The organism is Caulobacter sp., from assembly GCF_049283275.1.
Classification (GTDB): domain Bacteria; phylum Pseudomonadota; class Alphaproteobacteria; order Caulobacterales; family Caulobacteraceae; genus Caulobacter.
In genome coordinates this window covers 1-1,891 of sequence record NZ_JBAPVS010000294.1, presented here as the reverse complement: position 1 = coordinate 1,891, position 1,891 = coordinate 1, and the positions used below count along the sequence as shown (strand labels likewise).

Here is a 1,891-nt window from a genome sequence, read left to right as displayed (position 1 = left end):
CGCCGCGTCGGCGGCGCCACCTACCAGGTGCCGATGGAGATCCGTGAGGATCGCCGTCTGGCGCTGGCCCTGCGTTGGCTGCTGCAGAGCGCGCGCAAGCGCCCCGGCAAGAGCATGGTCGACAAACTGTCCGGCGAATTGATGGATGCGTACCAGAACCAGGGTAACACCATCAAGAAGAAGGAAGATACGCACAAGATGGCCGAGGCGAACCGCGCCTTCGCCCATTACCGGTGGTAGGCTAACCAGGACGCTGCCCACCCTTTTTTCTAGCGACTTGATCCCTCCCGCCGACGGCGCCGCTGGCGCTTTCCGCTGAAGGGCGTCTCATTGGGACTGGTTCTGGTGAGGCGTCAGATTCATCGGGCGGCGGGAGGGTTTTTGTCCCATAGGCTGATTGGAAATGCCCGCAAAAGCGACTACAACCGCCCGCAATGACCTTGCGGGCACATCTGACGAGCTCCGCCTTCGGCGATTGCGCAACATCGGCATCATCGCCCATATCGACGCGGGCAAAACCACCACCACCGAGCGCATCTTGTACTACACCGGCAAGACGTACCGGATGGGAAACGTCGATGAGGGCACCACAGTCACCGACTGGATGGTGCAGGAGCGCGAGCGCGGCATTACCATTCAGTCTGCCGCCATCACCAGCGAGTGGCGCGATTACCAGATCAACCTGATAGACACACCCGGCCACATTGACTTCACCGCGGAAGTGCAGCGCAGCCTCAGAGTGCTGGACGGCGGCGTTGTGGTCTTCGATGCGGTGGCCGGTGTGGAACCCCAATCGGAAACGGTGTGGCGGCAGGCAAACCGTTATGGTGTGCCGCGCATTTGCTTCGTCAACAAAATGGACCGCTCCGGCGCCGACTTCTGGCGCACCGTGGACATGATCCGCACGCGTCTCGGCGCCAATCCCGTCGCCATTCAGATTCCCATCGGCCAGGAAACCCTGTATCAGGGGATGATTGATCTGATCACGCGCACGGCCTGGACTTTCCCCGAATCGCTCGGAATGAATCCGGTAAGCGGGCCTGTGCCGGAGGATCTGGTCGAGCAGGTGGAGCAGGCGCGGGCGACCATGGTCGAGCGGATTGCCGAAACCGATGAGGCGTTGACCGCGAAGTACCTGGAAGAAGAGCCGATTGACGAAACCGAGCTGCGGGCAGCGCTGCGCGCAGCAACTATTTCCAGCAAACTTGTCCCGGTGCTGTGCGGGTCGTCGCTGCGGACCAAGGGCGTGCAGTTGCTGCTGGATGCGGTGGTGGATTACCTGCCGTCTCCCCTGGACATCGCTGCCGTGCATGGGATCAACCCGGATACCGGCGAAGACGAAACCCGTGCGCCCGATCCCGCTGCGCCGGTGGCCGCGCTGGTCTTTAAGATTCAGACCGACCCCTACATGGGCAAAGTGGGGTATGTGCGCGTCTATTCCGGCGTGCTTCAGAGCGGGCAGGCCCTGGTTAACACCACGAAGGATCGCAAGGAGCGCCTCGGCCGGCTGGTGAAGGTGTACGCCGATAAGCGCGAAGATGTGACCGAGCTGCGCGCCGGCGACATCGGCGCCATCGTCGGCATCAAACAAACCTTCACCGGGGAAACGTTGTGTGATCCGGCCGCGCCGATCATTTTGGACCCGATTGAGTTCCCCGAACCGGTGATCTCGGTGGCAGTCGAGCCGAAAACCAAGGCCGACCAGGACAAGCTCGCCAACGCGATGCAGCGGCTGGCCGAGGAAGATCCGACCTTCCGCATCCGTGTGGACGAGCAGACCGGGCAGACGCTGATCAGCGGCATGGGCGAGCTGCACCTCGAGGTGCTTGTGGACCGGATGCAGCGGGAATTCGGCGTCCAGGCGCACGTCGGCCGGCACCAGGTCTCTTAT

The 1,891-nt window shown here is 62.5% G+C and carries 1 protein-coding gene and 1 pseudogene; both read left to right on the top strand.

Translation table 11 applies throughout. The annotated features are described in order from the left end of the window. Positions 1–240: pseudogene (locus WAL33_RS16700) on the top strand (30S ribosomal protein S7); the annotation flags it as partial. Between the two features lie 163 nt (positions 241–403). Then, positions 404–1,891: elongation factor G (gene fusA, locus WAL33_RS16695; protein WP_422182650.1), on the top strand; the 1,488-nt coding region annotated here is incomplete at its 3' end.